This window comes from Amycolatopsis sp. NPDC051045, from assembly GCF_040682955.1.
Classification (GTDB): domain Bacteria; phylum Actinomycetota; class Actinomycetes; order Mycobacteriales; family Pseudonocardiaceae; genus Amycolatopsis.
In genome coordinates, this window is the sequence record NZ_JBFBCC010000002.1 from 267,236 (window position 1) to 293,012 (window position 25,777).

The window sequence follows — 25,777 nt, forward strand, 5'->3', positions numbered from 1 at the left end:
GCGTCCCTCAAGGTGGCATTCACGGCTTTTGCCGGTGTCCGGACGGCGGGGATTCAGGGCTCCAGCGCGAGGTGCGGCAGCCGGCGGTCCAGCCACCGCGGCAGCCACCACGCGCGTTCGCCGAGCAGGCGCATGACGGCCGGGACGACCAGGCAGCGGATCACGAGTGCGTCCAGCAGGACCGCGACCGCCAGGCCGAGGCCGAACTGCGCCAGCATCCGCGACGGGTCGAGCAGGAACGCACCGAACACCAGCACCATGATCGCGCCGGCCGCGGTGATCACGCCGCCGGTCGCGGCGAGCCCTTCGCGCACCGCCAGCCGCGCGTCGCCGGTGCGCCGCCACTCCTCGTGCATCCGTGACACGAGGAACACCTCGTAGTCCATCGACAGCCCGAAGACGATCGCGAAGATCATCACCGGCACGAACGCCTCGATCGGGCCGGGCTGCGCGCCGAACCAGCCGTCGCCGAACACCAGCGTCATCACGCCGAGCGAGGCGCCGATGCTCAGCAGGTTCAGCAGCGCGGCCTTCAGCGGGATGAGGATCGACCGGAACACGACCATCAGCAGCAGCGCGGACAGCCCGACGACGACCAGCACGAACAGCGGCAGCCGATCCGCGACGGCGTCGGCGAAGTCCGTCGCGGCCGCCACCGAGCCGCCGACCAGGTAGTGGCCCGGCAGCGCCGGCAGCACCTCGGTACGCAGCCGCGTCACCAGCTCGGCCGTTGCTTCGTCCTGCGGTGACGTCGTGGGGAAGACCAGGACGGTCCGGTCCATCGGCGGCAGCACCCGGGCGATCCCCGGGGTCGCCGCGAGTTTTCGCTGCAGCGCGACGGCGTCGCCGTCCTCGGTCACGATCGCGAGTGGTCCGGTGAAGCCCGGGCCGAACCCCTCGGCCAGCAGGTCGTAGGCCTTGCGCGTGGTGGAGCCGGCGGGGTCGGTGCTCGCGTCGGCGAACCCGAGACGCATCCCCGCGGCCGGAATCGACAGTCCGATGAGGACGATCAAGCCGAGTGCGAGCGGGGCCAGCGGGCGCTTCTGGACGCCGTCGGCGAGCCGTCGCCACGCCTTGCCGTGATCGCGTTTCGCGGCGTGCCGGCGGATCCCGCGTTCCAACCGCTTTCCGAACAGCGACAGCAGCGCGGGCAGGAGCGTGACGGAGGCGAGCATCGTCATCAGGACGGTGAGCGCGACGGACAGCGCCACCCCGCGCAGCCCGCCGAGCCCGAGCGCGAGGAGGCCGAGCAGCGCGATGATCACGGTCGTCCCGGCGAACAGCACCGAGCGGCCGGCGGTGTCGAGCGCCCGCCGCGCGGCCGTGTCGCGGTCGTGGCCGGCGAGGATCTCGGTGCGGTAGCGGGAAAAGATCAGCAGCGCGTAGTCGACGCCGACGCCGAACCCGACCAGCATCATCAGCGGCGAGGTGTAGCTCGCGATGTCGACGTAGTGGGAGACGACCGTGATCACGCCCAGCGTGCTGCCGACGGCGAACACCGCCGTGATGACCGGCAGCTCGGCCGCGAGCAGCGAGCGGAACAGGAACACGAGGATGACCAGCGCGGCGAGCAGGCCGACGCCTTCCGCGGGGCCACCACCCCCGGAGATCCGCTCGATCGGGTCCCCGGCGAGCCCGACCTCGACGGGCCCGGACAGCTTCGCGGTGTCGGCGAACTTCACGATGTCGTCGTAGGGGAGGTCGGTCGAGGCCGCGTCGAAGGTGACGCCGGCGTAACCGATCCGGCCGTCGGCCGACAGCGTCTCGAACGGCTCGGTCACCGACCGCACGTGCGGCAGGGCCCGCACCTCGTCCAGCATGGCCGCGATCGGCGCGCGGTTCGCGGCCAGCCCGCTGTCGGCCTTCAGCACGATCTGCGCGCTCGCGCCGGACTGCGCGGTGGTCTTCAGCAGGTCCACGACCTGTTGGGACTCCGTGCCGGGCAACGAGTTGTCGTCGTGGAACGCGCTGCCGGCGAGCCGGGAGGTGAACGTGACGCCGATGAGGACCAGCGCCCAGAGCGCGACGGCGAGCCACCGGTGGCGCTGGGCCCAGCCGGCCAGCCGCGCCAGGTTTCCCCCGGTGGAGCGAGTGATGGTGTCCATGGTGGACAAGGATTCGCGAAACCGGCCCTACCGCGCGTCGCGCACGGGAGGACACTTGACGTGCTCCCGGCGGTGTCCCTTAAGGCGTTTCCCGTACTCCCACGGGAGTACGGCTCAGAGAGCCAGCCACCGCGGCGTCACCGCACCGGACTCGTAGGCGAGGACGACGAGCTGCGCCCGGTCGTGCGTGCCGGTCTTGGTCATGATGCGGCTGACGTGCGTCTTCGCCGTCGCCGGGCTCAGGGTCAGCTCGCGCGCGATCTCGTCGTTCGACAGCCCGGCCGCGACCAGGGCCAGCACTTCGCGTTCGCGGTCGGTGAGCCGGTCGAGCGCCGGGGACGCCGCCGGGCGGGTGACGCGCGCGGCGAACTCCGCGATCAGCCGCCGGGTGATCGACGGCGCCAGCAGCGCGTCGCCGCGGGCCACCACGCGGACGGCGTGGATCAGCTCCTCGGGTTCGGTGTCCTTGACCAGGAACCCGCTCGCGCCCGCCCGCAGCGCGCTGTAGACGTCTTCGTCGAGGTCGAACGTCGTGAGGATGATGACCTTGGCGGTCACCCCGGGGTCTTCCAGGAGGTGCCTCGTCGCGGCGAGGCCGTCGAGGACCGGCATCCGGATGTCCATCAGCACGACGTCCGGGCGGTGGTCGTGCGCGGCTTGCAGCGCTTCGCGCCCGTCCGCGGCCTCGGCCACCACGGCGAAGTCGTCCTCGCCGTCCAAAATGGATCGGAAGCCGGCCCGGACGAGCCGCTGGTCGTCGACGAGCAGGATCCGGATCATCGGCCCATCATCGCACCGGCAGCCGGGCGCGCACCCGGTAGCCGCCGCCTTCGCGCGGCGCCGCGGTCACCTCGCCGCCGAGGGCCCGCGCGCGTTCGGCCATGCCGTGGATGCCGTTGCCCGCCGGGGCCGTCCCGCCGCGGCCGTCGTCGTCGACAACCACGGTCAGCTCGTCGGCGCCGTAGCCGAGCCGGACGACGACGGTCTTCGCGCCGGCGTGCTTGGCGACGTTCGTCAGTGCCTCCTGCACCACCCGGAACGCCGCGTGTTCGACATCCGGCGGCAGGTCCCTGGCGACGCCGTCGATCTCGGTGCGCACGGTCAGCCCGGAGGCACCGACCGACTCGGCCAGCTCCGCGACGCGTGACAGTGAGGGCGGCTCGGGCCGGCGGAGCATGCCGAGCGTCGCGCGCAACTCCTGGAGTGCGGTCTTGCTGGCGTCTTTGATCGCCCCGAGCGCTTCCTCGGCCTGACCGGGGTCACGGCGGTGCAGCGCGGCGCCGGCCTGGACGTTGATCAGCGCGAGGTGGTGGCCGAGGACGTCGTGCAGCTCGCGGGCGATACGCAGGCGTTCGTCGGTCGCCCGCGCCCGGGCCGCGGCCTCCTTGGTGCGCTCGGCCTCCGCGCGGTAGTGCGCGACGGCGCCGCCGGCGACCAGGGCGACGAACCAGCCGGTCATCAGGAAGAACGCGAAGTTGTCGACGTGCCGCCCGGTCCGCGAGCCGATCTCCCCGGCCGTGACACCGGCCATCGCCGCGACGACGAGCAGCGCGGCGCCGCGGATCCGCCCGGCCGCGGCGGCGTTGTAGAGGGCGTAGGCGAAGGCGAGCAGGACGAGGCCGTCGGGGTCGGTCAGGGGGTAGTAGAGCGCGCAGCAGACGAGCGCGAACCCGGCGACGCTCAGCGGGTACCGGCGCCGGAAGAAAAGGGCGGCACAGCAGAGGACGGTGAGCACCCAGCCGATCGCGGCGTGGTGCGCGGGCTCGGGACGGTCGCCCAGCACCGCGAAGACTGAGCCGGCGAGCACCGCGACGGTGACCGCCAGTTCGGGTACGTAGCGCCGCATGCGCCGAGCTTAGGCCGCTTCGCGCAGCTTCTTCCCGGCGTCGCGGGTGAAGGGGTCGGTGTGGCCGAAGCACGCGATCTCGACGTCGAGCGCGGCGAGCCGGCCGAAGGACTCGAGGAGCTTCTCCCGGTCGGTGTTGAAGACGCCGGGGACGGCCTTGCCGTCCAGCTGGGCGATCGAGTCGCCGGTGAACAGCACGCCGTGGTGGGGGAGGTGGAGGGCGATGCTGCCGTCGGTGTGCCCGGGCACTTCGAGTACGCGCGCGCCACCGCCGAAGGCGATCTCTTCGCCGTCCCGCAGTTCCCGGTCGACGGCGCACGGCGGCCCGGTGAGCCCGCCGGCCTGGGGGCTGTTCTGCTCGAACAACGGCCGTTCCCAGTCGAGCAGCACGGGCTCCGCGGCGGGCCGGTCACCGCGGATCACCGGAGCGTCGGCCCGGTGCGCGAGGACCTCGACCCCACCCCAGGCGCGCAACTCGGCGGCGGCGCCGGCGTGGTCGGCGTGGGAGTGGGTGAGGACGACCCGGCACAGCTCTTCGGGAGCACGCCCGGCGGCCCGGATCGCGGCGGCGGTGTCGGCCGCCGACCCGGCGATCCCGGCGTCGACCATCGTCAGGCCGTCGTCGTCCTGCCAGAGGTAGGCCTGGCCGAACGCGTACCGGACGAGGTGCAGACGCGGGGTGATCTCGACGAGCTCCATGCCGCGAGGGTAGGGAGGGGCGGTGGAGGTTCGCTGCCCGATCCGCCGACAGCGAAACCGCAGCCGGCTGTGACGAAGGCCGCCTCCGCCACCGGCCAGGCGGAAAATACCCAGTGCGTAGGTACAGTGCATGAAGTTGCATGATGCGTACTAAGTACACACTGGGGGTGTGGTGGTGTCCCGTTCCGCGCCGTCCGGCCGCGCGATCGTCGTGGTGCTCGCCTCGTGCGGGCTCGTCGCGTCGTTCATGCAGACGCTGGTCGTGCCGCTGATCCCGGTCTTCCCGCGGCTGCTGCACGCTTCGGCGGCCGACGCGTCCTGGGTGGTCACCGTGACGCTGCTGGCCGCGTCCGTCATCACCCCGGTCAGCGGGCGGCTCGGCGACCTCTACGGCAAGCGGCGGATGATCCTCGTCAGCCTCGCGCTGCTCATCGCCGGCTCGATCGTTTCGGCGACGACCAGCGCGCTCGCGTTCCAGATCGTCGGCCGGGGGCTGCAGGGCTGCGCGATGGGCGTGATCCCGCTCGGCATCAGCATCATGCGCGACGAACTGCCGCCCGAACGCGTCGGCGGGGCGATCTCGCTGATGAGCGCGACGCTCGGGGTCGGCGGCGCCATCGGACTGCCGGTCGCGGCCGTGGTGGCCGAGAACGCCGACTGGCACGTGCTCTTCTGGACCGCCGCCGGGCTCGGGCTGGCCTGCGCGCTGCTGATCTTCACCGTGGTGCCGGAGTCGCCGCTGCGCACGCCCGCGCCGTTCGACTACTTCGGCGCGTTCGGGCTGGCCGCCGGGTTGCTCTGCCTGCTGCTGCCGGTGGTCAAGGGCGGCACGTGGGGCTGGACCAGCGCGCCGACGCTGGGGCTGGCCGCGGCCGCCGTCGTCGTCCTGCTCGCCTGGGGCGCCTACCAGCTGCGCCGCCGTGACCCCCTGGTCGACCTGCGGGTCTCCGCCCGGCGCCCGGTGCTGTTCACGAACCTCGCGTCGATCATGGTCGGCTTCGCCTTGTACGCCATGGCGTTGTCGTTCCCGCAGCTGCTGCAGGCTCCGGCGTCGACCGGCTACGGGCTGGGCCAGACGATGGTCGAGTCCGGCCTCACCCTGGCCCCGAACGGCCTGGTGATGATGCTGCTCTCGCCGGTTTCCGCGCGGCTCATCGTCCGGTTCGGCCCGCGCCCGACGCTGATGAGCGGCGCGCTGGTGATCGCCGCCGGGTACGGGTTCGCGATCGTGCTGATGGACAACGCCCTGGAGCTGATCACGGCGTCGGTGATCATCGGTGCCGGCGTCGGCATCGCGTACGCGGCGATGCCCGCGCTGATCATGGGTTCGGTGCCGGTCACCGAAACGGCGTCGGCGAACGGCCTGAACTCCCTGATGCGCTCGGTCGGCACGGCGATCTCCAGCGCCGTGATGGCGGCGATGCTGGCCCAGCTGACGATCAGCGTCGGTGGGCTGCCGGTGCCCTCGCTGGCCGGCTTCCGCGCGACGTTCGCGGTGGCGGCGTCCGCCGCGCTGGCGGGCGTGCTGCTGGCGGCGCTGGTCCCGAAGAGGCGGACCGCGCCGGAGCTGGTCGCCGCCTAGTTCTTGCGTGCCACCAGCGCCAGCCCGCCGCACTCCGCCGGGTTGGCGGGCATTTCCGCGGGGTCGTCCGGCCGCCACTCGGGGATGAACACGACACCCGGGTCGACGATCTCGAAGCCCTCGACCAGCGCCCGGAGCTCGTCGGCCGAGCGTGGCGTGACGGGGTTCGCGCTCTTCTGGTACATCGCGACGGCGCGGGCCGTGCCGTCGCTCTGCTGCTCGTAGGTGGCGGACGACAGGGCGAGGTAGCTGCCGGGCGCGAGCGCGTCGCGGTAAGCGGCGATCAGCCGGGCGGGATCGCGCTCGTCCGGGATGAAGTGCACGAACAGCGCCATCACCACCATCACCGGCTGGTCCAGGTCCAGCATCATCTCGGTGATGTCGTGGTCGAGGACGTCGTCGGGGAACTCGGCGTCGGCGTACACCATCGCCGCGTTCTCGTTGTCCTCCAGCACGATCTCGCTGTGCGCCACGGCGACGGGCTCGTTGTCGACGTAGACGACCCGCGCGGTGGGGTCGATGTCCTGGGCCACCTCGTGCACGTGCCCGACGGTCGGCATGCCCGAGCCGATGTCGAGGAACTGCCGGATGCCCTGGTCCATCCCGAACCGGATGGCCCGGCGCAGCCACTGCCGGTTGAGCCGGGCCCGCTCGCGCGCGTTCGGCTGCGCGGCCAGCACCTGTTCGGCGAACATGCGGTCGACGGCGTAGTTGAGCTGCCCGCCGAGGATGTAGTCGTACACCCGCGCGGGGTTGGGCTTGTCGAGGTCGATGCCCCGCCGCGCGTACTCGTCTTCGCTCATCCGCCGCTCCCGGAGTCAGGTGTGCCGCGAGAATAGCCGGAGCCGCGGGCGGCTAGTTCTTGCGGACCACCAGAGCCAGCTGGCTCGCCAGCTCGGGGTGCGCCCCGACCTCGGCGGGGTCGTCCGGCCGCCATTCCGGCGTGAACACGATCCCCGGCGGTACGAGTTCGAAGCCGTCCACCAGCGCGCGCAGCTCCGCACGCGACCGCGCGATGACGTCGGTTCCGCTCTTCCGGTACAGCTCCGCCGCGCGCCGGACCTCGTCGCCCTGTCCCTCGAACGTCCCGGATGACAGGGCCAGGTAACTGCCCGGGACCAGCGCGTCGAGGTAGGCGGCGATCAGCCCGGCGGGGTTGCGCTCGTCCGGGACGAAGTGCACGAACGCCGCCATCACCACCATCACCGGCCGGCCGAAGTCCAGCAGCCGCTCGGTCGTGGGGTGCTCCAGGACGTCGTCCGGGAACTCGGCGTCGGCCTGCACCATTTCCGCGTTGTCGTTGTCCTTCAGCACGATCTCGCTGTGCGCGACGGCGACCGGCTCGTTGTCGACATAGACCACCCGGGCCGCCGGGTCGATCGCCTGGACGACTTCGTGCACGTGCCCCACGGTCGGCATGCCCGAGCCGATGTCGAGGAACTGGCGGATGCCCTGCTCGGCGCCGAACCGGACGGCGCGCCGCAGCCACCGCCGGTTCAGCAGGGCCAGGTCCTTCGCCTCCGGCCGCACCTCGAGGATCCGCTCGGCGAACTCCCGGTCGATGGCGTAGTTGAGCTTGCCGCCGATCAGGTAGTCGTACACGCGCGCCGCGTTGGGCTTGTCGAAGTCGATTCCGCGCTTCGCGTGCTCCTCGGTCATCCGGCGAGGATAGTCCGGTTTACAGCAGCGGCGGCACCGCCGCGTCGATGAGGTGCGGGCCGGGTTCGGCGAAGGCCCGCTGCAGCTGCTCGGCGAGTTCCTCGGCGGTGGTCGCGCGGGTCGCGGGCACGCCCATGCCCTCCGCGATCTTCACGAAGTCCATGTCCGGCCGCGAAAGGTCGAGCAGGTCGTTCGCCTTCGGGCCGCCCGAGGCCGCGCCGACGCGCTGCAGCTCCAGGCGCAGGATCGCGTACGCGCGGTTGTTGAGCAGCACCGTCGTGACGTTCAGGTTTTCCCGCGCCTGCGTCCACAGCGCCGAGATCGTGTACAGCGCGCTGCCGTCGGACTGCAGGTTCAGCACCGGCCGGTCCGGCGCCGCGACGGCCGCCCCGGTCGCCACCGGCATGCCGTAGCCGATCGCGCCGCCGGTCAGCGTCAGCACGTCGTGGCGCGGGGCGCCGGCCGTCGCCGCCGGCAGCAGCAGGCCGGACGTGTTGGCCTCGTCGGCGATGATCGCGTTCTCCGGCAGCAGCGCGCCGATGACGTCGACCCAGTTCTGCGGCGTCAGCGGCCCGCTGGGCAGCGCCGGCCGGGACGCCTGCGCCAGCACGGGTTCGGTGTCCGCGGCGACCAGGTCGGCGACCTCGTTCAGCGCCCGCGTGACGTCCTGCCCGACCGCCGCGAGCGTGTGCACCTGGGCGCCTTCGGGCACCAGGTCGCTCGGCTTGCCCGGATAGGCGAAGAACGACACTGGCGCCTTCGTCCCCGCGATGACGACGTGCTTGATGCCGTCGAGCTGGTAGGCGACCTGCTCGGCGAGGTAGCCGAGCCGCTCGATGCCCGGCAGCCCCGCACCGCGCTCCAGCCGCGCCGGGAAGGTCTCGACGAACACCTTCGCGCCGGTCGCGGCGGCGATCCGGCTCGCAGCGCGCAGGCCTTCTTCGCGGCACGCGCTCCCGCCGACGAGCAGCGCCACCGGTTCCCCGGCGCCGAGCACGTCGGCGACGTCCTTGACGGTCGTGGCGTCCACGGCCTGCGGGACGCGCGGCGGGATCGGCGCGCAGGGCTCGCCGCCTTCGCCCCACGAAGCGTCGGCGGGCAGGATCAGCGTGGCGACGCGGCCGGGCGCGTCCTGCGCGGCGGCGACCGCGGCGGCGGCGTCCGCACCGACGTCCTTGGTGTGCTCCGAGCGGCGCACCCAGCCTTCCAGCGAGCCCGCGACGGCCTCGATGTCCGACTCCAGCGGCGCGTCGTACTGCTTGTGGTAGGTCGCGTGGTCGCCGACGACGTTGACGATCGGCGTGTGCGCGCGGCGCGCGTTGTGCAGGTTCGCCAGGCCGTTGCCCAGGCCGGGGCCGAGGTGCAGCAGCGTCGCGGCGGGCTTGTCCGCGATCCGCGCGTACCCGTCGGCCGCGCCGGTGACCACGCCTTCGAACAGCGCGAGCACGCCCCGCATCTCGGGCACGGTGTCCAGCGCGGCGACGAAGTGCATCTCCGACGTGCCGGGGTTGGCGAAACACACCTCGACGCCGGCGTCGACCAGCGTGCGGATCAGGGACTGGGCGCCGTTCAGCTCACTCATGCGCCCACCTCGCTGACGCTCGGCGCGGCCTGAGCGGCAAACGCTGTGTTGAATGATTCGTTCGCAAGCTCACTCATGCGGTTCCTTCGGGGAAGAGAACGCCGGGGTTGAGGATCCCGGCGGGGTCGAAGCTCTGCTTGATCCGGCGCATCAGCTCGATCTTCGCCGGGTCTTCGAGTTCCTGGTGGTAGGTGGCCTTGGTGCGGCCGAGGCCGTGCTCGCCGGAGATCGCGCCGCCGAGTTCCATGGCGTAGGCGAAGATGCCGGTGAGCAGCTGCTTCCGCTTGGCCGCGTCCTTGCAGAAGATCGCGAGGTGGACGTTGCCGTCACCGGCGTGCCCGCAGCCGAGCGCGCCACCGCCCGCGGCCATCGCCAGCTCCCGTGCCTTGGCGATGAACTGCGGCATCGCGGTCCGCGGCACGACGACGTCGATCACGTCGTCGGCGCCGGCCGCCTTCGCGGTCCAGAAGGCCTTCTCGCGGGCTTCGATGAGCTTGCGGGCGGCGTTGCCTTCGAGGACGTAGACGTCGGTGGCGCCCAGCTCGCCGAGCAGCTCGCCGATGGTTTCGACGTCCTCCTCGAGGCGTCCGGTCTCGCGGTTCTCCAGCGCCACCACGAGGTACGCCTCGCTGGTCTCGCGGATCTTGTCCGGGACGCCCAGCTCGAGCTTCTCGTTGTAGACGATCGCCGCCATCGTCAGGTTGTCGATGTACTCGAGGATGTGCGGCCCGAGCCCGCTGGAGAGGATCGCCGGCACGGCGGCCATCACCTGGCCGAAGTCGCCGAAGGGGGCGAGCACGGTGGCGCCGTGGGCCAGCCGCGGGTGCAGCTTGACGGTGATTTCGGTGGCCAGCGCGAGGGTGCCCTCGGAGCCGACGATCAGCTGGGTGAGGTCGTAGCCGGTGGAGATCTTCGAGGTCTTGCCGCCGGTCCGGATGATCTCGCCGGTCGGCAGCACGGCCTGCAGGCCGAGCACGTTGTTGCGGGTGACGCCGTACTTGACGGCACGCATCCCGCCGGCGTTGGTCCCGACGTTCCCGCCGACGCTCGCGCTGAGTTCACCGGGGTAGACGGTGTAGCCGAGCCCGGCTTCGGCGGTCTTGGCGTCGAGCTCGGCGAGGGTCACGCCGGGCTGGACGACGGCGACGTGGTTGCCGGTGTCGACTTCCAGGACGGCGTTCATCCGCTCGAAGGAGATCAGCAGCCCGTCTTCCTGCGGCCGGGCCGCCCCGGAAAGCCCGCTGCCGGATCCGCGGGCGGTCACGGGGACGTGGTACTCCGAAGCGGCTTTCAGCAGCTCCGCGACTTCTTCGGCCGTTGCCGGCTTCACGACGTACGCAGGCTTCTGCGGTTCCGCCGTCAGTGCTTCGTCGTGCGCGTAGTCCTCCGGGATCGCCTCGCCCGTGAGCAGGTTCTTGTCCCCGACGATCTCGGCCAGCCGTGCTGCCACGTCACCCATCGGCAGTCTCTCCTCCGCGCCGTCGCTGTGGTTACCGCAGCGTAGTACGTACCGCCGGTACGTCGCCATGAAGGTTTTTCACGTTTTTCGGCGGAGGAGGTTCGGCGTCAGTCCGCCGAGGTCAGGGCCTCCTGGAGCAGCGTCAGTGCGTGCCGGGCGACGACGTTGAACAGGCCCATGGTCGTGTCCGGTCGGGCGAACACGACCAGCAGGATGGACCCCTGCACGGGGAAGACGCAGACGTGGCCGAGAGAGCCCTGGAACATCGCTCCCCGGGTCTCGCCGAGGCCGGCTTGCCCGACGAACCTCGTGGCGAGACCGACGGAGGCGGCGGCCATGGCCGCGACGCTGTCGTCTTCGATCTCCTGGGTGTCGCTGCACAGGAGCAGGCCGTCCCGGCTGGCCAGCAGGAGCCCGGTGATGTTGACCCGGTCGACCTCGTCGCGGATCTCCTGCAGCGCCTTGGCCGCGGCCACGGCGTCGGGGTGGGACGGTCCGGCTCCCCGGATCCCTTGCGGAGGCGGGAAACTGTGGGCCGCACCCTGCTGGCGCGTGGGCAGCGGTGCCGGGCTTCCGGGTACTTCGGCCGGCATCCCGGTCACACCACCAGTTCGGCTTCGATGTTCTTGAGGTAGTGCCGCGCCAGCGCGAGGTTGGCCCGTTCCCGGTCCAGGACGAGGTACAGGAACAGCGCCGAGTGGCTCTTGGCCGGCTTCAGCAGGCGGATCAGGTGGTACTGGCGGCCCAGGGTGATGAGGATGTCCTCGATCTCGTCGTCGAGCCGGAGCGCGGAGATCACCCGGAGCTTGGACCGGACGACTTCGGTGTTGCCGGCGGCCGCGGTGTCCAGGTCCAGCCAATCGCCACCGCCCAGCGTCCCGAGCGCCATCCCGCTTTCGTAATCGACGAGAGCGGCGCCTACCGCGCCGGAGATGGAAAGGGCTTCCTTCAACGCCGTTTCGATGTTCATGTGGCTCGCCTTCTCCTCGTCGCCCACGGTCGACGCACGGACCCCAGTCGTCAGATTGATCACCTTAGGGTTGACGGATACGCCCGCATATCCCCGAACGGCGTAATCGAACTGGTCTGTTCGCGCTACCAAAGACGAGTGGGTCACCGAGAGTGGTCGCTCACGGATTTAGCTCAGGCTAAATCCCTGGTGGGTGACGGCGACGGCGGCGAAGCTTCCGGCATGACCTCGACGTACTCCTTCGAAGACGGCCTTTCCGTGCACCGCCTGGGTTTCGGCGCCATGCGGCTCACGGAATGGGACCACGTGAAAGACGGCGCCAAGGCGGTCGCGCGCCGCGCGGCCGAACTCGGCGTGACGTTCTTCGACACCGCCGACGCCTACGACCTGGGCCTGAACGAAGAACTGCTCGCCGACGCACTCCACCCGTACCCGGGGCTGCTCGTCGCGACGAAGTGCGGGCACGCGCGCCCGAGCCGCGGCGAGTGGGTGCCGCTCGGCCGGCCCGAATACCTCCGGCAGCAGGCGGAACTCTCGTTGCGGCGCCTGCGCGTCGACCGCCTCGACCTGCTGCAACTGCACCGGATCGACCCGCAGGTGCCGCTCGCCGACCAGATCGGCGCGCTCGCCCGGCTGCGGGACGAGGGCAAGGTCGCCCGGATCGGGTTGTCCGAGGTCGGCGTCGCGCAGCTGGCCGAGGCACGGGCCATCGCCCCGATCGCGAGCGTGCAGAACCGCTTCAACCTGACCGATCGCGCGTCCGACGACGTGCTCGCCCATTGCGAACGCGAGGGAATCGCGTTCGTCCCGTGGCTGCCGATCGCCCGGGGTGACCACGCGACGGCGGGCGGGGTGCTCGGCAAGGTCGCGGCCGGGCTCGGCGCGACACCCGCTCAGGTGTCCCTCGCCTGGCTGTTGCGCCGCTCGCCGGTCGTGATCCCGATTCCGGGGACGTCGTCGATCGCGCACCTGGAGGAAAACTGCGCCGCCGCGCGGATCGCGTTGTCCGACGACGAATTCGAGCGGCTGACCGCACTGCGGTGAACCGGCCCGGCCGCGCGGGAAGCGCGGCCGGGCGCAGAGATCAGGCTCGCGCGAACGAAAGCGTCTCGCCCTCGACGCCCCGCAGCCACAGGTCCTGCGCGGCCGCCGCCATGTCCGCCAGGCCCTCCTCGATCGTGGCGAACACGTTGCCGGGTACCCAGCCCGCGTCGCCGTTGATCAGCAGGTTGTTGCGCCCGTAGAAGATCGCCAGGTCGGTCGCGCCCTGGTCGCTGTGGGCCTCGCTGTCCTCGTCGTAGCCGTACGCCGGGTTGCCGATCTCCCAGGCCTCGAACCCGAAGTAGACGACGTCGCCCGGGATCGGCGTGATGGTCGGGTTCTCCCGCCCCGGCTTGGGCTCCGCGAACGGCGGCACCAGCGTGTAGACCTCGTTGCGCGCGTACTTCGCGTGGTAGGCGGAACCGCTCTGCGGCAACGCGTCCCAGACCGCCTTGCAGGTGCGGGGAGCCTCGTCGTCCAGCAGCCGGGCCCGGCAGGAGACCCCGCGCTTGTCGAGGGTGATCGTGATGTACCGGGCCATGCTCAGCTCCCCGTGACCGAAGCGACGACGTCTCCCCAGGTGCGCAGCGCGTCGTCGACCTGCTCGGCGGTGACGACCGGCGGCGGCACCATGCGGACGACGTTCATGTACGGCCCGCAGGTGAGCAGCAGCAGGCCGCTCTTCGCCGCCGCCTGCTGCGCGGCCTGCGCGGTGGCCGTGTCCGGTTCGCCGCCGGCGGTGGTGAACTCCGAACCGACCAGCAGCCCGAGCCCGCGCACCTCGCCGATCGACGGCGTCTTGTCCGCGATCACCCGCGCGCCTTCGAGCAGCTGGCGGCCGCGCTCGGCGGCGTTCTCCACCAGGTTCTCCTGCTGGATGACCTCGAGCGTCGCGATCGCGGCCGCGCACGAAACGGCGTTGCCGCCGTAAGTGCCGCCCTGCGAACCCGGGAACGCCTTCGCCATCAGTTCCTGCGAAGCGGCGATGCCGGACAGCGGGAAGCCGCTCGCCAGGCCCTTCGCGATGAGGACGATGTCCGGCGAGACGTCGAAGTGGTCGTGGCCCCAGAACTTCCCGGTGCGGCCGAAGCCGGTCTGGATCTCGTCGACGACGAGCAGGATGCCGTGCCGGTCGGCGCGCTCGCGCAGCCCGGCCATGAATTCGGTGTTCGCCGGGACGTACCCGCCTTCGCCGAGCACGGGTTCGACGAAGAACGCGGCGGTCTCGTTCGGCGCGCAGACCGTCTGGAACAGGTAGTCCAGCTCGCGCAGCGCGAACTTCGTGGCCGTCTGCTCGTCCCAGCCGTAGTGGTAGGCGTAGGGGAACGGCGCGACGTGCACGCCGGCCATCAGGGGGCCGATGCCGGCGCTGAACCGCGTCCCGGACGTCGTCATGCTCGCGGCCGCCAGCGTCCGGCCGTGGAAGCCACCCTGGAAGACGATGACGTTCGGCCGCTTGGTCGCCTGCCGCGAGAGCCGCAACGCCGCTTCGACGGCTTCGCTGCCCGAGTTCGCGTAGAAGATCGAGTCGAGCCCGCTCGGCAGGACGTCGCCCAGCCGTTCCGTCAGCTCGATCAGGGGCTGGTGCAACACCGTCGTGTACTGCCCGTGGACGAGCTTGCCGATCTGCTCCTGCGCGGCCCGCACCACGTGGGGGTGGCAGTGCCCGGTGCTCGTGACGCCGATGCCGGCGGTGAAGTCGAGGTGGCGTTTGCCCTCGACGTCGTAGAGGTAAACCCCTTCACCGTGGTCGACCACGACGGGCGTTGCCTGCTTGAGCAGCGGAGAGAGCTGGGCCACAGCGTGCTCCTCGGTCGGTCCGGTCTGGTTGTCGATTGTTGACAATATCCATAGCATGGCCCTCGGGACAACACGTGAGGAGCAGTCGGGATGAGCGCGAGCACCGAGTCCGGCGTCGTCGAGGCGGTCGGCAAGGAACTGTTCATCGGCGGCAAGTGGGTGGCCGCCGAGTCCGGGAAGACGTTCCCGGTGGTCGACCCGGCCACCGGCAAGGAGCTGTGCCACGTCGCCGACGCGTCGCCGGCGGACGGCGTCGCGGCGCTGGACGCAGCCGTCGCTGCTCAGGCCGATTTCGCGAAGATGGCGCCCCGTGAGCGCGGCGAAATCCTGCGCCGGGCGTACGAGCTGCTGATGAAGCGTCAGGACGAGCTGGCGCTGCTCATGACCCTGGAAATGGGCAAGCCGCTCGCCGAGTCGAAGGGCGAGATCGCCTACGCCGCCGAGTTCTTCCGCTGGTTCGCCGAGGAGGCGGTCCGCATCGACGGCGGCTACGCCACCGCCCCGAACGGCTCGGGCCGGTTCCTGATCACGAAGCAGCCGGTCGGGCCGACGCTGCTGATCACGCCGTGGAACTTCCCGATGGCGATGGGCACGCGCAAGATCGGCCCGGCGATCGCCGCGGGCTGCACGTCGGTGCTCAAGCCCGCCGCCCAGACACCGTTGTCGATGCTCGCGCTGGCCGGCATCCTCGCCGAGGCGGGACTGCCGGAAGGCGTGCTCAACGTCGTCACGACCAGCGACTCCGGTGGCGTGATGGAGCCGCTGATCCGCGACGGCCGCGCCCGCAAGCTCTCCTTCACCGGCTCGACCGGGGTCGGCCGCAAGCTGCTCGAACAGTGCGCCGACAAGATCCTCCGCACGTCGATGGAACTGGGCGGCAACGCGCCGTTCCTGGTCTTCGACGACGCCGACATGGACGCGGCCGTCGAGGGCGCGATGCAGGCGAAGATGCGCAACATCGGCGAGGCGTGCACCGCGGCCAACCGGTTCTACGTGCAGCGCGGCGTGGTCGAAGAGTTCGCGCGGCGGCTGACCGAGCGGATGCGGGCGCTGCCGATGGGCCGCGGCACCGAGAAGGACGTCGTGGTCGGCCCGCTGATCGACGAGAAGGCCGTCGAGAAGGTGACGGAGCTGGTCAAGGACGCCACCGACCGCGGCGCGAAGGTGCTCACCGGCGGGTCCGGCGTCGACGGGCCCGGGCACTTCTACCAGGCCACCGTGCTCACCGACGTCCCCCAGGAGGCGCGGCTGACGCACGAGGAGATCTTCGGGCCGGTCGCCCCGATCACGCCGTTCGACACCGAGGAAGAGGCGGTGGCGAAGGCGAACGACACCGAGTTCGGGCTCGTTTCCTACGTCTTCACCAGCGACCTCAAGCGCGCGCTGCGCGTCTCCGAGGCCCTGGAGGCCGGCATGATCGGGCTCAACCAGGGCATCGTGTCGAACCCGGCGGCGCCGTTCGGCGGGATCAAGCAGTCCGGGCTCGGCCGCGAGGGCGGCTCGGTCGGCATCGACGAGTTCCTCGAGACCAAGTACATCGCGGTGGCCCTGTGACGGCCTACCGCCTGGCGAGCATCCCCGGCGACGGGATCGGCGTGGACGTCACGGTCGAGGCCCGCAAGGTCCTCGACCGGGCTTCCGCCCTTTTCGGCTTTTCGTTGGAGTGGACGGAGTTCGACTGGAGCTGCGAGCGGTACGCCCGGCTCGGCTCGATGATGCCGGACGACGGCGTCGAGCAGCTCTCGGCGTTCGACGGGATCCTGCTCGGCGCGGTCGGCTTCCCCGGCGTCCCGGACCACGTTTCCCTGTGGGGCCTGCTGATCCCGCTGCGGCGGGCGTTCCAGCAGTACGTCAACCTGCGCCCGGTGCGGCTGCTGCCGGGCACGACGTCCGTGCTGGCCGGGCGGAAGGCCGAAGAGCTCGAGCTGGTCATCGTCCGGGAGAACTCCGAAGGGGAGTACTCGGCGATCGGCGGGCGGCACAACGCCGGCCGGCCCGACGAGTTCGTGCTGCAGGAGTCGGTTTTCACGCGCGTCGGCGTCACGCGGATCATCCGGTACGCGTTCGAACTGGCGCGGACGCGGTCTTCGCGCGTGTGCTCGGCCACGAAGTCCAACGGGCTCATCCACTCGATGCCCTTCTGGGACGAGATCTTCGCCGAGGTCGCGGCGGAGTACCCCGACGTCCACAGTGAACAGATGCACGTGGACGCCCTGGCGGCGCGCATGGTCCAGGCGCCGGACCGGCTCGACGTCATCGTGGGGTCGAACCTCTTCGGCGACATCCTCAGCGACCTCGCGGCCGCGATCACCGGTGGCCTCGGCATGGCGCCGTCCGGCAACATCAACCCATCGGGTGAACATCCGTCGATGTTCGAGGCGGTCCACGGGAGCGCTCCGGACATCGCCGGACAAGGGATCGCCAACCCCGTGGCGCAGATCCTGGCGGCCGCGATGCTGGTCGAACACCTGGGCGAAACCGTTGCCGCGCAAGCGATCCGCACCGCGGTGGACCGGGTGCTCGACGAGGGCCGCGTGCGCACGCCCGACCTCGGCGGCGCGGATACCACAGAACGGCTCGGCACGGCGGTGGCCGAAGCGCTGGGCTGAGTTTTTGTCGGTGCCCTCCGGCACGGTGGTCCCGAGCCCACCGAGGGGGAGGAGAAACCGATGTGCCGGCAGTGCGAAGACCCGGACAGACCCGGATACCTGGAGCGGTTGCGCGAAGGCGTGGCCGACCGGGGCTGGCTCGTGCAGGGAGTGGGCGGAGCCGGGCCGTACCCGCCGTGGGCCTACACGATCGGCCTGACCGGGTACGGCCTGCCGGAGCTGGTGGTGACCGGCCTGCCGGTGTTCGCGGCGGCCGGCTTGCTCAACGACCTGGCGGCCCACTCCCTGCACGGCTCCCCGCCTTCGGCGGGTGAACGCATCCCGCTGCGGGACGGCCTGCTGATCGAGGTCGTCGCGCTCACGGAGCCGTCGGCGCACCTGCTGTTCGCGACCGCGCTGTACGGCCCGGAAATCCGTGCGCTGCAACTGGTCCACGCGGACTCCCGCGGCCGCTTCCCGTGGTCCCCCGACTTTCGCGACGGCCAAGCCGGCCAGCCGGTCCTAGGAGCCCGCCATGCCCCCTAACCCCCGCCCCCACCTCCCGTCCCCCAGGCCACCACGCGAGTTCCGCCTCGAATCACGCGAGTTCCGCCGTGAATCACGCGAGTTCCGCCTCCAGTCACGCGGGTCTCGCCTTCAATCACGCGTGTCGGCGGTCCGGTCACACGTTTCCCGGCACCGGCGGGGCGTGCCCGTCCTTCAGGCTGGTGCCCGGCGCGAGCCGCTGCACGGCGTCCTCCATGTGGGCCTCGAGCAGCGTCAGCGCCGTCTCTTCGTCGCCTTCGCGCAGCGCCTGGATGAGCTTCGTGTGTTCGTCCACGCGCTCTTCGACCCGCTGGTACGTGCTTTGCAGCGCGGTCAGGCACATCCGCGTCTCGATGAGCAAGGTCCGGGCCATCCGCACGAGCCGCTTGCTGCCGGAGGCGTTGATGAGCGCCTCGTGGAACTTCAGGTCCGCCGTGGAGAGTGCGCTCGGGTCGTCTTCGCTCGCCGCGGTGGCCATCTCGGCGACGGTCCGTTCGAGCAGGTCCGCGATCCGGTCGCGGTCCCCGCCGCGCAAGGCGCGCAGCATGGCGGCGCGCTCGATCGCGGAGCGGGCGGCGTAGATGTCGTAGACGTCGCCCGGCTCGAGGTCGATCACGAACAGGCCGCGGTGCCGTTCGCTGCGCAGCAGCCCTTCGGACACCAGGTGCTGCATGGCTTCCCGGAGCGGCCCCCGTGACACCTGGAACCGCGCGGCCAGTTCGGTCTCGCCGAGCTGGGTCCCTGGCGGGAGGGCGCCGGTCATGATCGCGTCACGCAGCTGGCGCGCGATGACGGCGGCCGTCGACTCGCGGCTGACCGGTTCGATCTCGGGCAGCATGCCCGGTGGCAGGGCCATGTCAGGCGCTCCCACTGGGCAGATGCCGGAAGAGCGCGCCGAGCGAGCGGACGAGCCGGTGCTCCCCGGTCAGGCGCAGGCCCTCCCAGACCGTGACCTGGTTGGCGGTCAGCACGGGCTTGCCCAGCGCGGCCTCGACGGCGTTGATCTCGGCGAGGGTGCGCATGGCGGTGTCCGGCACGAGCACCGCTTCGGCGTCCGGGTGGTCGTGGCTCACGGCGAGCTCGACGACGGCCTCCGGGCTCATCGCGCCGACCTCGGCGGCGGTGACGATGTCGGCGCTGGTCATCGAGACGACCTCGATGCCGCCGGCTTTGAGGAAGTCCACGAACAGCCGGGCGATGTCGTCCGGGTAGCTGGCGGCGACGGCGACCCGCCGGACGTCCAGCGCCCGCGCGGCGTGCACGAACGCGAAGGAGGTGCTGGAGGCCGGGACCCCGGCGACGGCGGCGAGGCGGTCGGCCTGGTCGCGGGCACCGTCCCAGCCGTAGACGAAGCTGCCGCTGGTGCACGCCCAGACGACCGCGGCGGGCTCGTGCTTCCCGAGGAGGGCGGCACCGTCGGCGAGCCGGGCCTCGCTACCGAGGTCCAGCAGTTCGGCGACCGCGTGCTTGTCGGTGCCGTAGATGTGCTCGACCGCCAGCCGGATGTCGCCCTCGTCGACGGCCGCGCCGCCGAGCAGCTGCTCGGCCAGCGGGTAGTCGTCTTCGGCCGCGTGGTCGGGGTAGATGAAACCGATGGTGGTCACGGAACCTCCGGAGGGGACGCAAATTGTCGACAATCCTAGAGGGGAGGTCAAGGAAAACCGTCACGACACGTCACGAAGCCACCTTCCGGGTCCGACGATGGGGAGGTTCATCCGGCGCAGGCACGCCCACATGGTCAGCTGGTTGGCGGTGAGCACCGGCTTGCCGAGCGCGGCTTCCAGGGGTTCGATCAGGTCGTAGGTGGGGAGGTTGGTGCAGCTGACGAAGATCGCTTCGGCGTCGCCGTGGTCGGCGGCGAGGATGCGCTCGGCGATGGTCCGGTAGCTGACCTTCCAGATGCCGCCGCCCAGCCCGAGGTGGTCGCTGGCCACGGTCTCGACGTCCAGTTCGGCGAGGAAGTCGTGCAAGGCGCGGGTCAGGTCGGCGTCGTACGGCGTGAGCACCGAGACGCGGTGGAGGTCGAGCTGGTGCAGCACTTCGGCCAGCGCGCCCGAGGTGGTGACGGCGTCCGGCGCGCCGGCGTCGCAGATCGCCTTGGTCAGCGAGCGCTCGTAGTCGACGCCGTTGACGAAGCTGCCCGACGTGCAGAGGTAGGCGACGACCTCGGGCTCGACGTGCAGCACGTCGCGGGTGGCACCGGCCAGGTGGTGGCTGTCGCTGACCAGGCGGGCCATCTCCATGCTGACCGGCACCGGCTCGTACGGCGTGCGGGCGAGGTGGAGGGACACCTCCATCGGCACCCAGCGCCAGAGCTCGCGTTCCAGCGCGAGGTCGAACGGGGCGATGACGCCGATGCCGCGTTGCGCCAGCGGGCCGTCGAACGTCAGGAAGTCGAAATCCAAGGTTCAGCCTCCGGAATACGTCCGTGCTTGACACGTCCGGTGCTCCGGGGGTCGTTCCTCGGATTGTTGACAATCATACGAGTCACTTTTACCGTGTCAACGTGATCGCCTCGGAACCCCGGGAAGCTCCCGTCCTGGCCGTGCTCTGCGGCGAGTCCCGCCCACCGGACATGCGTGCTGTCGAATCCGGGGCGGTCGTGCGTTACACGGACGCGGCGGGCCTCGCCGAAGCGTTGTCCGGAGCGGACGCCCTCTTCGTCTACGACTTCCTCTCCACGGCGGTGCCGGGCGCGTGGCACGCGGCCGACCGGCTGCGCTGGCTGCACATCGCCAGCGCGGGGGTCGACCCGGTGCTGTTCCCCGGGCTGCGCGAGAGCGACGTGGTATTGACGAACTCGCGGGGCGTCTTCGACGACGCCATCGCGGAGTACGTGCTGGGCGTTGTGCTCGCCTTCGCGAAGGACTTCGCGCACTCGCACGACCTGCAGCGCGAGGGCCGCTGGCTGCACCGCGAGACCGAGCGGATCGCCGGGCGCGAAGTGGTGGTCGTCGGTACCGGGCCGATCGGCCGGGCCATCGCGCGGCTGCTGCGCGCGGCCGGGATGCGGGTGAGCGGCGCCGGCCGCCGGGAGCGCATCGGGGACCCGGACTTCGGCGTCGTGCACGAGTCCGCGCGGCTGACGGAGTTCCTGCCGCACGCCGACTACGTGGTCGCCGTCGCGCCGCTGACCGAACACACCAAGGGCATGTTCGACGCGCGCGCGTTCGCCGCGATGAAGCCGTCGGCGCGGTTCGTCAACGTGGGCCGGGGCGAGCTGGTGGTGACGTCGGACCTGGTCGCCGCGCTGCAGAACCGGTCCATCGCCGGGGCCGCGCTCGACGTCTTCGACACCGAGCCGCTGCCGGCTGAAAGCCCGCTGTGGACGCTGCCGGACGTGCTGATCTCGCCGCACATGTCGGGGGACTTCGTCGGCTGGCGGAACACGCTGGTCGAGGTGTTCACCGAAAACTTCCGCCGCTGGCGCGCTGGGGAGCCGCTGCGCAATGTCGTCGACAAGACGCTCGGCTACGTGCCGTCGGGGAACCAGGGAGCCGGATGAACGACAGGATGCTGACCGCCAGCGAACTCGTCGCCGCCTACGCGACCGGTGAGCTTTCACCGATCGAGGCGACGCAGAACGCGCTGCAAGCCATCGAAGCGCGGGACGGCGAGTGCAACGCCTACTGCCTCGTCGACGCCGATCGGGCGCTGGAGCAGGCCAAGGCGTCCGAGATCCGCTGGCGGGACGGGAACCCGATCGGCTGGCTCGACGGCGTGCCCGCGTCGATCAAGGACATGTTCCTCACCCAGGGCTGGCCGACCGTGCGGGGCTCGAAGAGCATCGACCCGGATCAGCCGTGGGACGTCGACAGCCCGGTCGCCGCGCGGATGCGCGAGGCCGGCCTGGTGCTGCTGGGCAAGACGACGACGCCGGAGATCGCGTGGAAGGGCGTCACCGACAGCCCGTTGTGCGGCATCACGCGCAACCCGGCGGACCCGTCGAAGACGGCGGGCGGGTCGAGCGGCGGCAGCGCCGCGGCCGTCGCGGCCGGCATGGGCGAGCTGTCGGTCGGCACCGACGGCGGTGGCTCGGTGCGGATCCCGGCGTCGTTCTGCGGCGTCGTCGGGCTGAAACCGACCCACGGCCGGATCCCGCTGTACCCGGCGAGCCCGTTCGGCCCGCTCTCGCACGCCGGCCCGATGGCGCGGTCGGTGGACGACACCGCGCTGCTGCTGGACGTCCTGTCGCTGCCGGATCACCGCGATCCGGCTGCGCTGGCGCCGCCGGTGGCGTCGTTCCGCGAGGCGGTCCGGCGGGACGTGCGCGGCCTGATCGCCGCGTTCTCGCCGACGCTCGGCTACGTCGACGTGGACCCGGAGGTGGCGGCGATCGTCGCGGCGGCGGTGCGCGCGCTCGGCGACGCCGGCCTGCACATCGAGGAGACCGACCCCGGGTTCGCCGACCCGAAGCCGGCGTTCGACATCCTGTGGTCCTCGGGGGCGGCGAAGCTGCTGGACACGTTCCCGCCGGGTTCCGAGGCGCGGACCGACCCGGGCCTGCGCAAGGTCTGGGAACTCGGCCGGAAGCGGACGGCGAGCGACTACCTCGACGCGACCGCCGAGCGCGCCGCGCTGGGCATCCGGATGGGCGAGTTCCACACGCGCTACGACGTGCTGATCACCCCGACCGTCCCGATCGCGGCGTTCGAGGCCGGGCACGACGTGCCGCCGGGCAGCGGGCTGAGCGAGTGGCCGGAGTGGACGCCGTTCACGTACCCGTTCAACATGACCCAGCAGCCGGCGATCAGCGTGCCGGCCGGCCGCACCACGACGGGGCTTCCGGTCGGCCTGCAGATCGTCGGACCACGGCACTCGGACGACCTCGTGCTGGCCGTGGCGAAGCTGCTGGAGGAGGTGCGGCCCTGGGCGTCCGCCTGACCACCTGAGGACGAAACCCCGGGCCGGCGAGCCGGTGGAGGCGCCGCCGGCCCGCGGCGGTCACCTGGATCAGGCTCCCTCGGCCAGGCGGCGCAGGTGGGAACTCGCCGTGGACGGGGCGATCCCCGCGACCGTCGCCTCCGCTGAGCAGCGGAGGCGAAGCCCCAGAGGACACGCTGACCTAAAGCACGTAGGTCGTGCCATCCTCCGGCAGTGAAGCACCGGCGGCCAGCACGGCGGCGTGCTCGGCCGATGCCGGGTCGAGCACCGGGTTCGTGTTGTTGAGGTGCGTGAACGCCCAGCGGCGCCCCGCGATGCGGGCCAGGCTCGCGGTGATCGGCAGGTGCCCCATCGCGAGCTGGTCCGGTCCGCCGACGCCGCTCATCTCGTCCGCCGCGTAGAACGTTCCGTCCAGCAGCACGAGGTCCGCGCCGGCCACGAACGCGTCGAAGCCCGGTGGCCAGCTCTTCAGGCACGGCGCGTACACCAGCACGCCGCCGGTTGCGGGGTCCGAAATCCGGTAGGCGACCACCCGAGGTCCGCCGGAACCGGCCGGGACGTACTTCGGTCGCTTGTCGCTCACCGGCAGCACGTCGACCCGCAACGCGGGGATGTCCACATCGGACGACCAGCTCCAGCCGCCGTAGCCGTCGACGATGGCCCGGAAGGGAGACAGCCCGTCCAGTACCGCCTCCGGAGCCCACACCGGGAGCCCGCCCGCCTCGCGCAACATCAGCAAACCCAGCGAATGATCGAGCTCGCCGTCGGTGAGCAGCACTCCGCGCAGCGGGATTTCACGCGGCCCCGGCCCGGCCCGCAACGCCGGCGTCCCGAGGATCTGCGACCGGATGTCCGGCGAGCAGTTGAGCAGGTACCAACCGGCGCCGTCCGCACTGACCGCGACGCAGTCCTGGCTGCGCGGTGGCAACCCCGCCGTGCACAGGCGGCACGCGCAATTCCACTGTGGACAGCCGCCGCCCGCGGCGGTGCCGAGCAGGATCACCCTCACCGGCGCATGACCAAGCCGGCGACCGGAGGACGGGCGAGCACCAGGTCGACCACCGGACGTTGCGGCGACCGCGAGCACACCGGGTCGGTGGCCGCGGCGTCGCCGGTCAGCAGGAACGCCTGGCAGCGGCAGCCGCCGAAGTCGAGCCCGCGGCGGTCGCACGTGCGGCACGGCTCGGCCATCCAGTCTTCACCGCGGTAGGCGTTGAAGGACGAGGAGCGGTACCAGATCTCGGCCAGGGGCGTGTCGCGCACAGAGGAAAGCTGCAGCGTCGAAATCGCCGACGCCGCCGGGCACGGCAGCACGGTCCCGTCCGGCGCCACGGTCAGCTGCCGCGCACCCCAGCCGTACATGCACGGCTTCGGGTACGGCTCGTGGTAGTCGGCGACGACGTAGACGATCTCCATCGTGCCTCGCAAGCGAGCAACAGCCGCGCGCACCACCGGCTCGGCGGCGGCGAGCTGCGCCGGCGTCGGCATCAGGGCATCCCGGTTGCGCAGCGCCCAGCCGTAGTACTGGGTGTTCGCCAGCTCCAGCCGGTCCGCGCCCATCCGTTCGGCGAGTTCGATGATCCCGGCCAGCTGGTCGTGGTTGCGGCGGTGCAGCACCACGTTCAGCGACAGCGGCAGCCCCGACGCCTTCACCGCGGCAGCCGCGGCGAGCTTCCGGTCGTGTGCCTTCGCGCCGGCCAGCAGGTCGGCCCGCTCCCGGGTCGCGCCCTGCGCCGACAGCTGCACGTGCGCCAGCCCAAGCTCGACGAGGCCGGCCAGCCGGTCCGCGGTCAGGCCGAGCCCGGAGGTCACCAGGTTGACGTAGCAGCCGAGCGCGCTCGCGTGCGCGACCAGCTCGGGCAGGTCCGGCCTGGCCAGCGGCTCGCCGCCGGACAGGTGCACCTGCAGCACGCCCAGTTCGCGGGCCTGCGAAAGCACCGAGACCCAGTCCGCAGTGGACAGTTCGGCGTCCCGGGTGGTCAGTTCGACCGGGTTGGAGCAATAAGGACAGTGGAGCGGGCAGCGGTGGGTCAGCTCGGCCAGCAGGCCGAGCGGCGGGCTCACGTCCATGCGACGACCCGCCGTTCGCCCAGCCGGGCCAGCACGGACAGGACGTCCTGGGCGACCACGCCGGAGTAGCGCTGCGCGAGCGCCGTCGTGATTTCGGTGACGGACCGGGCGCCGTCGCAGAGTTCGAGCACCGCGGCCGCGGTGGCGTTCGGCACCAGGACGCCTTCGGGGAACAGCAGCACGGGCGTCTCCCGGACGTGGTCGAAGGTCAGCCGCACGCCGCGGCGCAGCTGCGGAACGGATTCGGCGGTGATCACGCGGCCGCCCGCTCGATCGTGTCGAGCATCGACCACAGCACGTCGCACTTGAACGCCAGCGCGGCGATCGCGCGGTCCTGCTGTTCGCGCGTGACGCAGTGGCGGACGACGATGTCGAGGGTGTCCTTGCCTTCGCCGGCGACCTTGTCGATCCGGTTGGTGAAGTAGGCGAGGTCTTCGCGGGCGATCCACGAGTAGCCGGCCAGCATGTCCGCTACGCGTTGCTGCATCAGGTGCCCGGAGAACATCTCGGTCAGTCCCGACGCGACGGCCTCCCACCACGGCTTCGTCCGCGCGAAGGTCACGTAGGCGTCCACGGCGAACCGGACGCCGGGAGCGACGTGCCGCTCGTCGAGAACTTCGTCCCGGTCCAGCCCGACGGCCGTGCACAGCCGCAGCCAGCGTTCGGCCCCGCCGGTGCCGGCGCTCACCCCGTCGTGGTAGACGATCCGGTCGAGCCACTGGCGGCGGATCTCCGGCAGCGGGCAGTTGCTGATGATCGCCGCGTCCTTCTGCGGCAGCACGCGCTGGTAGTACCAGCGGTTCGCCGCCCAGATCCGCAGGGCACGCTCGTCGAGTTCGCCCGCGTGGAGCCGGTGGTGGAACGGGTGCGTGCCCCAGTACCGGCCGGAAAGACCGCGCAGCTCGGCGATGAATGCGCTTTCCGAAAGTGGCTCGACCGGCATCCG

General features: G+C 71.3%; 26 protein-coding genes. 7 read left to right on the forward strand and 19 right to left on the reverse strand.

Going from position 1 to position 25,777, the window contains the following annotated elements; translation table 11 throughout:
* Positions 1-53 precede the first annotated feature (53 nt).
* The 4 genes from AB0M80_RS05320 to AB0M80_RS05335 form a co-directional block, all read right to left on the reverse strand.
* Positions 54-2,105 (reverse strand): MMPL family transporter, encoded by a 2,052-nt coding sequence (locus tag AB0M80_RS05320; protein WP_364559187.1) that lies wholly within the window; start codon positions 2,103-2,105, stop codon positions 54-56.
* Positions 2,106-2,219: 114 nt separating this feature from the next.
* Entirely contained in the window at positions 2,220-2,885 is a 666-nt protein-coding gene (locus AB0M80_RS05325) for a response regulator transcription factor (protein WP_364559190.1), read from the reverse strand.
* 7 nt (positions 2,886-2,892) lie between these two features.
* Positions 2,893-3,951 (reverse strand): sensor histidine kinase, encoded by a 1,059-nt coding sequence (locus tag AB0M80_RS05330; RefSeq protein ID WP_364559193.1) that lies wholly within the window; start codon positions 3,949-3,951, stop codon positions 2,893-2,895.
* 9 nt (positions 3,952-3,960) lie between these two features.
* The gene (locus AB0M80_RS05335; protein WP_364559196.1) at positions 3,961-4,650 is read right to left on the reverse strand and encodes an MBL fold metallo-hydrolase; all 690 of its coding nucleotides are present in this window, start codon (positions 4,648-4,650) and stop codon (positions 3,961-3,963) included.
* A 169-nt stretch (positions 4,651-4,819) separates the two neighbouring features.
* On the opposite strand from AB0M80_RS05335, the gene AB0M80_RS05340 reads away from it, so the two are divergent.
* Positions 4,820-6,232 carry an MFS transporter gene (locus AB0M80_RS05340; RefSeq protein ID WP_364559199.1) on the forward strand — a complete coding sequence of 471 codons (1,413 nt, stop codon included), beginning with the start codon at positions 4,820-4,822 and terminating at the stop codon, positions 6,230-6,232.
* Here the strand turns inward: AB0M80_RS05340 and AB0M80_RS05345 are convergent.
* The 6 genes from AB0M80_RS05345 to AB0M80_RS05370 form a co-directional block, all read right to left on the reverse strand.
* On the reverse strand, positions 6,229-7,035 hold the full coding sequence (locus AB0M80_RS05345) for an SAM-dependent methyltransferase (RefSeq protein ID WP_364559202.1): 807 nt from the start codon (positions 7,033-7,035) through the stop codon (positions 6,229-6,231). The two genes, AB0M80_RS05340 and AB0M80_RS05345, sit on opposite strands and share 4 nt — an antisense overlap.
* Before the next feature lie 52 nt (positions 7,036-7,087).
* Positions 7,088-7,891, reverse strand: coding sequence for an SAM-dependent methyltransferase (locus tag AB0M80_RS05350; RefSeq protein WP_364559205.1), 804 nt, complete (start codon positions 7,889-7,891; stop codon positions 7,088-7,090).
* A 19-nt stretch (positions 7,892-7,910) separates the two neighbouring features.
* On the reverse strand, positions 7,911-9,473 hold the full coding sequence (locus AB0M80_RS05355; RefSeq protein WP_364559208.1) for an acetolactate synthase large subunit: 1,563 nt from the start codon (positions 9,471-9,473) through the stop codon (positions 7,911-7,913).
* A gap of 73 nt (positions 9,474-9,546) precedes the next feature.
* Entirely contained in the window at positions 9,547-10,932 is a 1,386-nt protein-coding gene (locus AB0M80_RS05360; protein WP_364559211.1) for an FAD-binding oxidoreductase, read from the reverse strand.
* A gap of 107 nt (positions 10,933-11,039) precedes the next feature.
* On the reverse strand, positions 11,040-11,408 hold the full coding sequence (locus AB0M80_RS05365; RefSeq protein ID WP_364559214.1) for a roadblock/LC7 domain-containing protein: 369 nt from the start codon (positions 11,406-11,408) through the stop codon (positions 11,040-11,042).
* A 122-nt stretch (positions 11,409-11,530) separates the two neighbouring features.
* The gene (locus AB0M80_RS05370; protein WP_364559217.1) at positions 11,531-11,902 is read right to left on the reverse strand and encodes a hypothetical protein; all 372 of its coding nucleotides are present in this window, start codon (positions 11,900-11,902) and stop codon (positions 11,531-11,533) included.
* Positions 11,903-12,124: 222 nt separating this feature from the next.
* Here AB0M80_RS05370 and AB0M80_RS05375 point away from each other — a divergent pair, with 222 nt between their 5' ends.
* Entirely contained in the window at positions 12,125-12,946 is an 822-nt protein-coding gene (locus AB0M80_RS05375) for an aldo/keto reductase (protein ID WP_364559219.1), read from the forward strand.
* Positions 12,947-12,986: 40 nt separating this feature from the next.
* Here AB0M80_RS05375 and AB0M80_RS05380 read toward each other — a convergent pair whose 3' ends face one another.
* Positions 12,987-13,484: a DUF3830 family protein gene (locus AB0M80_RS05380; RefSeq protein WP_364559222.1), complete on the reverse strand. Its 498-nt coding sequence runs from the start codon at positions 13,482-13,484 to the stop codon at positions 12,987-12,989.
* Between the two features lie 2 nt (positions 13,485-13,486).
* Positions 13,487-14,743, reverse strand: a complete 1,257-nt coding sequence (locus tag AB0M80_RS05385; protein ID WP_364559225.1) for an aminotransferase class III-fold pyridoxal phosphate-dependent enzyme — start codon at positions 14,741-14,743, stop codon at positions 13,487-13,489.
* A gap of 90 nt (positions 14,744-14,833) precedes the next feature.
* On the opposite strand from AB0M80_RS05385, the gene AB0M80_RS05390 reads away from it, so the two are divergent.
* From AB0M80_RS05390 to AB0M80_RS05400, 3 genes are read left to right on the forward strand one after another with little or no spacing between them, the layout of a single operon-like run.
* Positions 14,834-16,297: an NAD-dependent succinate-semialdehyde dehydrogenase gene (locus AB0M80_RS05390; protein WP_364559227.1), complete on the forward strand. Its 1,464-nt coding sequence runs from the start codon at positions 14,834-14,836 to the stop codon at positions 16,295-16,297.
* A complete protein-coding gene (locus AB0M80_RS05395) occupies positions 16,294-17,352 on the forward strand; it encodes a tartrate dehydrogenase (protein ID WP_364559229.1) in 1,059 nt (352 codons plus the stop codon). The genes AB0M80_RS05390 and AB0M80_RS05395 overlap by 4 nt, the downstream gene beginning before the upstream one ends.
* Positions 17,353-17,412: 60 nt before the next feature.
* A complete protein-coding gene (locus tag AB0M80_RS05400) occupies positions 17,413-17,877 on the forward strand; it encodes a DUF4262 domain-containing protein (protein ID WP_364559232.1) in 465 nt (154 codons plus the stop codon).
* 136 nt (positions 17,878-18,013) lie between these two features.
* Here the strand turns inward: AB0M80_RS05400 and AB0M80_RS05405 are convergent, their stop codons facing one another.
* Genes AB0M80_RS05405 through AB0M80_RS05415 form a run of 3 tightly spaced genes read right to left on the reverse strand, consistent with a single transcriptional unit; the run spans position 18,014 to position 20,282 of the window.
* Positions 18,014-18,733: a GntR family transcriptional regulator gene (locus AB0M80_RS05405; protein ID WP_364559234.1), complete on the reverse strand. Its 720-nt coding sequence runs from the start codon at positions 18,731-18,733 to the stop codon at positions 18,014-18,016.
* Position 18,734: 1 nt separating this feature from the next.
* Entirely contained in the window at positions 18,735-19,481 is a 747-nt protein-coding gene (locus tag AB0M80_RS05410) for a maleate cis-trans isomerase (protein ID WP_364559237.1), read from the reverse strand.
* A 60-nt stretch (positions 19,482-19,541) separates the two neighbouring features.
* Positions 19,542-20,282 carry an Asp/Glu/hydantoin racemase gene (locus tag AB0M80_RS05415; RefSeq protein ID WP_364559239.1) on the reverse strand — a complete coding sequence of 247 codons (741 nt, stop codon included), beginning with the start codon at positions 20,280-20,282 and terminating at the stop codon, positions 19,542-19,544.
* A 101-nt stretch (positions 20,283-20,383) separates the two neighbouring features.
* Between AB0M80_RS05415 and AB0M80_RS05420 the strand changes: the two genes are divergently transcribed.
* A complete protein-coding gene (locus AB0M80_RS05420; RefSeq protein ID WP_364559241.1) occupies positions 20,384-21,382 on the forward strand; it encodes a D-2-hydroxyacid dehydrogenase in 999 nt (332 codons plus the stop codon).
* Entirely contained in the window at positions 21,379-22,761 is a 1,383-nt protein-coding gene (locus tag AB0M80_RS05425; RefSeq protein ID WP_364559244.1) for an amidase, read from the forward strand. The genes AB0M80_RS05420 and AB0M80_RS05425 overlap by 4 nt, the downstream gene beginning before the upstream one ends.
* A gap of 181 nt (positions 22,762-22,942) precedes the next feature.
* Here AB0M80_RS05425 and pqqB read toward each other — a convergent pair whose 3' ends face one another.
* Genes pqqB through pqqC form a run of 4 tightly spaced genes read right to left on the reverse strand, consistent with a single transcriptional unit; the run spans position 22,943 to position 25,774 of the window.
* Positions 22,943-23,770, reverse strand: coding sequence for a pyrroloquinoline quinone biosynthesis protein PqqB (pqqB, locus tag AB0M80_RS05430; RefSeq protein ID WP_364559247.1), 828 nt, complete (start codon positions 23,768-23,770; stop codon positions 22,943-22,945).
* Positions 23,767-24,831 carry a pyrroloquinoline quinone biosynthesis protein PqqE gene (gene pqqE, locus AB0M80_RS05435; protein ID WP_364559250.1) on the reverse strand — a complete coding sequence of 355 codons (1,065 nt, stop codon included), beginning with the start codon at positions 24,829-24,831 and terminating at the stop codon, positions 23,767-23,769. Before pqqE ends, pqqB begins: the two co-directional genes overlap by 4 nt.
* The gene (gene pqqD, locus AB0M80_RS05440) at positions 24,822-25,088 is read right to left on the reverse strand and encodes a pyrroloquinoline quinone biosynthesis peptide chaperone PqqD (RefSeq protein ID WP_364559253.1); all 267 of its coding nucleotides are present in this window, start codon (positions 25,086-25,088) and stop codon (positions 24,822-24,824) included. The genes pqqE and pqqD overlap by 10 nt, the downstream gene beginning before the upstream one ends.
* A complete protein-coding gene (gene pqqC, locus AB0M80_RS05445; protein WP_364559256.1) occupies positions 25,085-25,774 on the reverse strand; it encodes a pyrroloquinoline-quinone synthase PqqC in 690 nt (229 codons plus the stop codon). The genes pqqD and pqqC overlap by 4 nt, the downstream gene beginning before the upstream one ends.
* Between the last annotated feature and the right edge of the window lie 3 nt (positions 25,775-25,777).

Excerpts from the sequence above, each read along its gene's own strand:
- AB0M80_RS05320 (WP_364559187.1), bottom strand. The coding sequence starts at position 2,105 with ATGGACACCATCACTCGCTCCACCGGGGGAAACCTGGCGCGGCTGGCC.
- AB0M80_RS05325 (WP_364559190.1), bottom strand. The coding sequence starts at position 2,885 with ATGATCCGGATCCTGCTCGTCGACGACCAGCGGCTCGTCCGGGCCGGC.
- AB0M80_RS05330 (WP_364559193.1), bottom strand. The coding sequence starts at position 3,951 with ATGCGGCGCTACGTACCCGAACTGGCGGTCACCGTCGCGGTGCTCGCC.
- AB0M80_RS05335 (WP_364559196.1), bottom strand. The coding sequence starts at position 4,650 with ATGGAGCTCGTCGAGATCACCCCGCGTCTGCACCTCGTCCGGTACGCG.
- AB0M80_RS05345 (WP_364559202.1), bottom strand. The coding sequence starts at position 7,035 with ATGAGCGAAGACGAGTACGCGCGGCGGGGCATCGACCTCGACAAGCCC.
- AB0M80_RS05350 (WP_364559205.1), bottom strand. The coding sequence starts at position 7,891 with ATGACCGAGGAGCACGCGAAGCGCGGAATCGACTTCGACAAGCCCAAC.
- AB0M80_RS05355 (WP_364559208.1), bottom strand. The coding sequence starts at position 9,473 with ATGAGTGAGCTGAACGGCGCCCAGTCCCTGATCCGCACGCTGGTCGAC.
- AB0M80_RS05360 (WP_364559211.1), bottom strand. The coding sequence starts at position 10,932 with ATGGGTGACGTGGCAGCACGGCTGGCCGAGATCGTCGGGGACAAGAAC.
- AB0M80_RS05370 (WP_364559217.1), bottom strand. The coding sequence starts at position 11,902 with ATGAACATCGAAACGGCGTTGAAGGAAGCCCTTTCCATCTCCGGCGCG.
- AB0M80_RS05375 (WP_364559219.1), top strand. The coding sequence starts at position 12,125 with ATGACCTCGACGTACTCCTTCGAAGACGGCCTTTCCGTGCACCGCCTG.
- AB0M80_RS05380 (WP_364559222.1), bottom strand. The coding sequence starts at position 13,484 with ATGGCCCGGTACATCACGATCACCCTCGACAAGCGCGGGGTCTCCTGC.
- AB0M80_RS05390 (WP_364559227.1), top strand. The coding sequence starts at position 14,834 with ATGAGCGCGAGCACCGAGTCCGGCGTCGTCGAGGCGGTCGGCAAGGAA.
- AB0M80_RS05400 (WP_364559232.1), top strand. The coding sequence starts at position 17,413 with ATGTGCCGGCAGTGCGAAGACCCGGACAGACCCGGATACCTGGAGCGG.
- AB0M80_RS05405 (WP_364559234.1), bottom strand. The coding sequence starts at position 18,733 with ATGGCCCTGCCACCGGGCATGCTGCCCGAGATCGAACCGGTCAGCCGC.
- AB0M80_RS05425 (WP_364559244.1), top strand. The coding sequence starts at position 21,379 with ATGAACGACAGGATGCTGACCGCCAGCGAACTCGTCGCCGCCTACGCG.
- pqqE (WP_364559250.1), bottom strand. The coding sequence starts at position 24,831 with ATGGACGTGAGCCCGCCGCTCGGCCTGCTGGCCGAGCTGACCCACCGC.
- pqqC (WP_364559256.1), bottom strand. The coding sequence starts at position 25,774 with ATGCCGGTCGAGCCACTTTCGGAAAGCGCATTCATCGCCGAGCTGCGC.